The sequence below is a fragment of the Herbaspirillum sp. YR522 genome (assembly GCF_000282575.1).
GTDB lineage: Bacteria > Pseudomonadota > Gammaproteobacteria > Burkholderiales > Burkholderiaceae_D > Herbaspirillum.
Genome location: NZ_AKJA01000044.1, coordinates 58,017 through 64,218 on the forward strand (window position 1 = coordinate 58,017; position 6,202 = coordinate 64,218).

Here is a 6,202-nt window from a genome sequence, read left to right on the forward strand (position 1 = left end):
CCGGCTCCGGTTGACTGGCGACAATGGGACACAATGGGACAGGCTTCAGAATGGCTTGACGACCACCAGCACGACGATGGCCAGCAGCAGCAGCACCGGCACTTCGTTGAACCAGCGATACCAGGTGTGGCTGCGGGTATTGTTGCCCAGTTCGAACTTCTTGAGCAAGGAACCGCAGGCATGGTGATAGCCGATCACCAGCACCACCAGCAACAGCTTGGCATGCAGCCAGCCGTTGCCGGGGCCGCGCCAGAAATCGAAGGTGACCGCCCACAACCAGGCGCCCAGGCCGAGCGCCACCAGCGCCATCAGGCCGGTGAAGCGGTACAGGCGACGCGCCATGCCCAGCAGGCGTTCGCGCACGACCAGGTGCTCTTCCTGGGCCAGGTTGACGAAGATGCGCGGCAGGTAGAACAGGCCGGCGAACCAGGAAGCGATGAAGACGATGTGCAGTGCTTTGATCCAGAGCATGTTGGTCCTTGGGTAACGAGGGGTTGGCGCCTGCGCGCCGCCTTTGCCTACGAGCGCATCACTGGCGTACCTGGCCCTGGCCCAGCACCACGTACTTGAGCGAGGTCAGGCCTTCCAGGCCGACCGGGCCGCGCGCATGCAGCTTGTCGTTGGAAATGCCGATCTCGGCTCCCAGGCCATATTCGAAGCCGTCGGCAAAGCGGGTCGAGGCATTGACCATGACCGAGGCCGAATCGACTTCGCGCAGGAAGCGCATGGCGCGCGTGTAGTCTTCGGTGATGATGGCGTCGGTGTGTTGAGATGAGTGCGTATTGATGTGTTCGATGGCCTCATCGATGCCAGCCACTACCTTGATGGCCAGGATCGGGGCCAGGTATTCGGTATCCCAGTCGTCGGCTTGCGCTGGCTTCAGGTAGGGGTAGTCGGCCAGGATTTCATGGCTTTCCGGGTCGCAGCGCAGTTCGACTTCCTTGGCGCGATACAGCTCGGCCAAGGGCGGCAGCACGGCGGCGGCAACCTCGCGCGACACCAGCAGCGTTTCCATCGTGTTGCAGGTGCCGTAGCGGTGGCACTTGGCGTTGAAGGCCACGTCGAGGGCGCGGCGGGTGTCGGCGCGCTGGTCGATGTAGACGTGGCAGATACCGTCGAGATGCTTGATCATCGGCACCGTGGCGTCGGCAATCAGGCGTGCGATCAGTCCCTTGCCGCCACGCGGCACGATGACGTCGACATAGTCCTGCATGGTGATGAGTTCGCCCACGGCCGCGCGGTCGGTGGTCTCGACCACTTGCACTGCCTGTGTCGGCAGGCCGGCGCCGGCCAGGCCTTGCTGCACCAGCGCCGCCAGTGCCTGGTTGCAGCGGATGGCCTCGGATCCGCCGCGCAGGATGGTGGCGTTGCCGCTCTTGATGCACAATCCGGCGGCGTCCACGGTGACGTTGGGGCGGGCTTCGTAGATGATCCCGATCACGCCCAGCGGCACGCGCATCTGGCCGACCTGGATGCCGCTGGGGCGGTATTTCATGTTGCCGATCTCGCCGATCGGGTCGGGCAGCGCTGCGATCTGTTCCAGCCCCTCGGCCATGGTGGCGATGGCCTTGTCCGACAAGGTCAGCCGATCAAGCATGGCTTCGGCCAGGCCGTTGGCGCGGGCCGCGTCGAGGTCGCGTGCGTTGGCCGCGCGCAGCACCTCGGCGTCGCGCCGGATGGCCGCGGCGATCAGCAGCAGCGCCTGGTTCTTGACGGCGGTGTCGGCACGTGCCATGGCGCGCGAGGCAGCGCGTGCACGCTGGCCGATCTGGTTCATGTAGAGGGCGATGTCTTGCATGGTGTCGTTTCCCTGCGGCCGCAGTCCGTTGGCTGCCAGCCGTGATGGTTGAGGCCGCCCCGAAGGCGGGCGGCCGGGAGAGAGTCTAGCCGCCGCGCGCCAGGGTCAGGCCCAGCTGCGACAGCGCATCCCATGGGTCGCCGGCGAAGCTGCGGGCACGCAGCCCCTTGACCATGCGATCGATCAGCGCGGCCTGGCGCAGCGCATCCTGCAGCGCAGCCAGGCTGATACGGCGCAGGGCCGGTTCCATCAGCCGTTCGCGCGGGCCCCAGATACGGTATTCCTTGAGCAGGACCCCGACCGGCTTGCCCTGGGCCACGCCGGACTTGATCTTGAGCAGGGTGCGGATCTCCTCGGTCAGCGCCCACAGCACCAAGGGCAGCGCCTCGCCTTCGCCCTTGAGGCCTTCCATCATGCGCGTCAGGCGGGCCGCGTCGCCGGCCAGCATGGCTTCGTTGAGCTTGAAGACGTCATAGCGGGCGACATTGAGCACGGCGTCGTGCACCTGCTCGAACGACAGCTTGCCTGGCGGGTACAGCAGTCCCAGTTTCTGGATTTCCTGGTGCGCCGCCAGCAGGTTGCCTTCGACGCGGTCGGCGATAAAGTCGAGGCAGGCGCGATCGGCGTTCTGGTCCTGGGCGGCCAGCCGGTTGCCGATCCAGCCGGGCAACTGCGTGCGTTCCACCAGCGGGATATCGATATACACCGCCGCCTGCTGCAGCGCCGCCACCCATGCCGCCTTCTGGGTGGCCCAGTCCAGCTTGGGCAGCGTGATGATGGTGAGATTGTCGGGACTCAGCGCGGCGGCATATTGTTGCAGCGCCTGGCCGCCATCCTTGCCGGGCTTGCCGGTGGGAATGCGCAGCTCGATCAGTTTCTTGTCGCCGAACAGCGATTGCGACTGGTTCGCCGCCAGCAATTCGCCCCATTTGAAGCTGCGTTCGACGACCAGCACCTCGCGCTCGGAAAACCCGCCCGCGCGGGCGGCCTGGCGGATCTTGTCGGCGGCCTCCAGCGCGAGCAGGTGCTCGTCGCTGGCGATCACGTACAACGGCGCGAGGGTCTTGCCGAGGTGGGTGTCGAGGGCGTCATGCCGCAGTTGCATCGGGCGTTCTCCGTGGCTCGCGGTCGGTCAGCGGTCCTGGTCGACGGTTTCGGTCGCCAGCGCGTTGCGGGACGCAGACAGGCGGCGCAGGATCTGCTGCACCAGGTCCGACTGCATGTCGCGGTACAGCAGCACTTCCTCGGCCTGCTTGGCCAGCTCCTGGTTTTCGTCGTAGGTGATCACGCGCCGCAAGACGATCGCCGTGGGCGGGATCATCACCACGCCCTTGGCATCGGTGACGCTGAAGGTAAAGCGCTGGAACAGTGCGTATTCACGCACGCGACCGTTGGTGTTCAAGGTCAGCACCTGGCGGTCGCGAGTATCGGCCAGTACCTTCAGCACGGCATCGGCCTGGTCCGCCTGCTCGACCACCTCACCGCCGCTGGCGCGGATGTTGCGGCGCAGTTCGACGCCCACGGTGGAATTGGGCGCGAAGCCCAGGTAGATGGTCTTGAACGGCAGGTCGGCCGCGCCCCGCAAATGGAAGCCACAGGCCGTCAGCAGCATGGCCAGGGCAATGGCAAGCAGCCACTGCGGGACGCGCCTGGAAGTCGGATGAAAATGCATTGGGTTGCCTTGTATGTCGAAAGGACGCGATCAGACCACGATGTTGACCAGCTTGCCAGGTACCACGATGACCTTCTTGGGGGTGCCGGTCAGGAATTTCTGCACCCCTTCGTTGGCCAGGGCGGTCGCCTCGATGGCAGCCCGGTCGGCTTGCTTGGGCACCGTGACGCTGCCGCGCAGCTTGCCATTGACCTGCACCATCAGTTCGATCTCGTTCTGTTCCAGCGCGCCGGCGTCGACCTGCGGCCAGGCGGCGTCGAGGATGTCGCCGTGGATCGCGGCAAAGCCCATTTCCTGCCACAGCACGTGGGTGATGTGCGGTGCGATCGGGTTGAGCACGCGCAGGAAGATCGAGAAGCACTCGGCCAGCACCGCGTCGCCGGCGGCGCCATCGGCCAGCTTGGCTGCTTCCAGCGTGTTGAGCATCTTCATGCAGGCCGACACCACGGTGTTGTACTGGATCCGCTTGAGGTCATGGTCGGCCTGTTGCAGGATCTTGTGCACTTCGCGTCGCAGCGTCTTGTGGCCTTCGTCGAGCGTGGCGGCGTCGAGCGCGCCGGCCTGGCCGATGCGCTCGGCATGGTGATGGCCGAACGCCCATACCCGGCGCAGGAAGCGGTTGGCGCCTTCGACGCCGGCGCCGGACCATTCGAGGGTCTGTTCAGGGGGCGAGGCGAACATGGTGAACAGGCGCGCGGTATCGGCACCGTACTGGTCGATCTGCGCCTGCGGGTCGATGCCGTTGTTCTTCGACTTCGACATCTTCTCGGTGCCGCCGATGATCACCGGCTGGCCATCGGCCCTGAGGATGGCCGACACCGGACGTCCGCGCTCGTCATGGGTCAGCTCGACCTCGGCCGGGTTGATCCAGGTCTTCTTGCCGCTGGGGTCTTCGCGATAATAGGTCTCGTTGAGCACCATGCCCTGGGTCAGCAGGTTGGTGAACGGCTCGTCGAACTTGACCAGGCCGAAGTCGCGCATGACCTTGGTCCAGAAGCGGGCGTACAGCAGGTGCAGCACGGCGTGCTCGATGCCGCCGATGTACTGGTCCATCGGCATCCAGTAGTCGTTGCGGCTGTCGACCATGGCATCGCTGCTCTGGGGCGAGGTATAGCGCATGTAGTACCAGGACGAGTCGACGAAGGTGTCCATGGTGTCGGTCTCGCGGCGCGCCGGCTTGCCGCAGGAGGGGCAATCGACATGCAGGAACTGCTCATGCTTGTTGAGCGGGTTGCCGCTGCCATCGGGCACGCAATCCTCGGGCAACACCACCGGCAGGTCCTGTTCGGGGACCGGCACGTCGCCGCAGTCGGGGCAGTGGATGATGGGAATCGGGGTGCCCCAGTAGCGCTGGCGCGAGATACCCCAGTCGCGCAGGCGGAAGGTGACCTTCTTCTCGCCCACGCCCTGTGCCGCCAGGTCGGCGGCGACGGCGTCGACCGCCGCCTGGTAGGCCAGGCCGTCGTACTTGCCCGAGGCCACCGTGCGACCGGCCTCCTTGTCGCCGTACCATTCTTCCCAGGCGTCGGTGGAATAGTCCTTTCCTTGCACGGCGACCACCTGCTTGATGGGCAGGTCGTATTTCTTGGCGAACGCAAAGTCGCGCTCGTCATGGGCCGGCACGCCCATCACGGCGCCGTCGCCGTAGGTGATGAGCACATAGTTGCCTACCCACACCTCGACCTTCTCGCCGGTCAGCGGATGGGTCACGAACAGGCCCGTGGGCATGCCCTTCTTTTCCATCGTCGCCATGTCGGCTTCGATCACGCTGCCCTTCTTGCACTCTTCGATGAAGGCCTGCAGCGCCGGGTTGTTCCTGGCGGCATGGGTGGCCAGGGCGTGTTCCGGTGCCACCGCGCAGAAGGTCACCCCCATGATCGTGTCGGCGCGCGTGGTAAATACCCACAGCTTGCCGTCATTGATGGGTTGGCCGTTGTCGCTGATGTCGTGCGGGAAGGCAAAGCGCACCCCGGTCGACTTGCCGATCCAGTTGGCCTGCATCAGGCGCACCCGCTCGGGCCAGCCGGGCAACCTGGTTTCGACGTGTTCCAGCAGCTCGTCGGCGTAATCGGTGATGCGCGCGTAGTACATCGGGATCTCGCGCTTCTCGATCAGCGCGCCGGAGCGCCAGCCGCGACCGTCGATCACCTGTTCGTTGGCCAGCACGGTCTGGTCGACCGGATCCCAGTTGACGGTGCCGGTCTTCTTGTAGATGATGCCGCGCTCGAGCATCTTCAGGAACATCCACTGGTTCCACTTGTAGTACTCGGGACGGCAGGCGGTCATCTCGCGCGACCAGTCGATGGCCAGGCCCATCGACTGCATCTGCTTCTTCATGGTCTCGATGTTGGAGTAGGTCCACTGCGCCGGCGGCACGCCGTTGGCCATGGCGGCATTCTCGGCCGGCATGCCGAACGCGTCCCACCCCATCGGCATGAGCACGTTGTAGCCGCTCATGCGCAGGTAGCGATACATCACATCGTTGATGGTGTAGTTGCGCACATGGCCCATGTGCAGCTTGCCCGATGGGTAGGGCAGCATCGAACAGGCGTAGAACTTCTTCTTGTCGCGCCCGCTGGCGTCCTTGGCGTGTTCGACGGTCTTGTAGGCGTCGATGGCGTTCCAGTGCTGCTGGGCGGACTGCTCGACTTCGGCTGGGCTGTATTTCTCTTGCATGGCAATGGGCGCGTTGGGAAAACGGAAACCCTGCATTATACCGGCTCCCCCCCCCC

5 protein-coding genes are annotated in these 6,202 nt (G+C 65.2%); all 5 read right to left on the reverse strand.

The window, feature by feature from the left end; all coding sequences use genetic code 11:
- Nucleotides 1–45: 45 nt before the first annotated feature.
- A complete protein-coding gene (locus PMI40_RS07855; protein ID WP_008113880.1) occupies nt 46–471 on the reverse strand; it encodes a CopD family protein in 426 nt (141 codons plus the stop codon).
- Between the two features lie 58 nt (nt 472–529).
- Nucleotides 530–1,798, reverse strand: a complete 1,269-nt coding sequence (locus tag PMI40_RS07860; RefSeq protein ID WP_008113881.1) for a glutamate-5-semialdehyde dehydrogenase — start codon at nt 1,796–1,798, stop codon at nt 530–532.
- An 85-nt stretch (nt 1,799–1,883) separates the two neighbouring features.
- Entirely contained in the window at nt 1,884–2,903 is a 1,020-nt protein-coding gene (gene holA / locus PMI40_RS07865; protein WP_008113882.1) for a DNA polymerase III subunit delta, read from the reverse strand.
- 27 nt (nt 2,904–2,930) lie between these two features.
- Complete coding sequence (lptE, locus tag PMI40_RS07870; RefSeq protein WP_008113883.1) at nt 2,931–3,470, reverse strand: LPS assembly lipoprotein LptE; 540 nt, start codon at nt 3,468–3,470, stop codon at nt 2,931–2,933.
- 30 nt (nt 3,471–3,500) lie between these two features.
- Nucleotides 3,501–6,146 (reverse strand): leucine--tRNA ligase, encoded by a 2,646-nt coding sequence (leuS, locus tag PMI40_RS07875; protein WP_040501803.1) that lies wholly within the window; start codon nt 6,144–6,146, stop codon nt 3,501–3,503.
- Between the last annotated feature and the right edge of the window lie 56 nt (nt 6,147–6,202).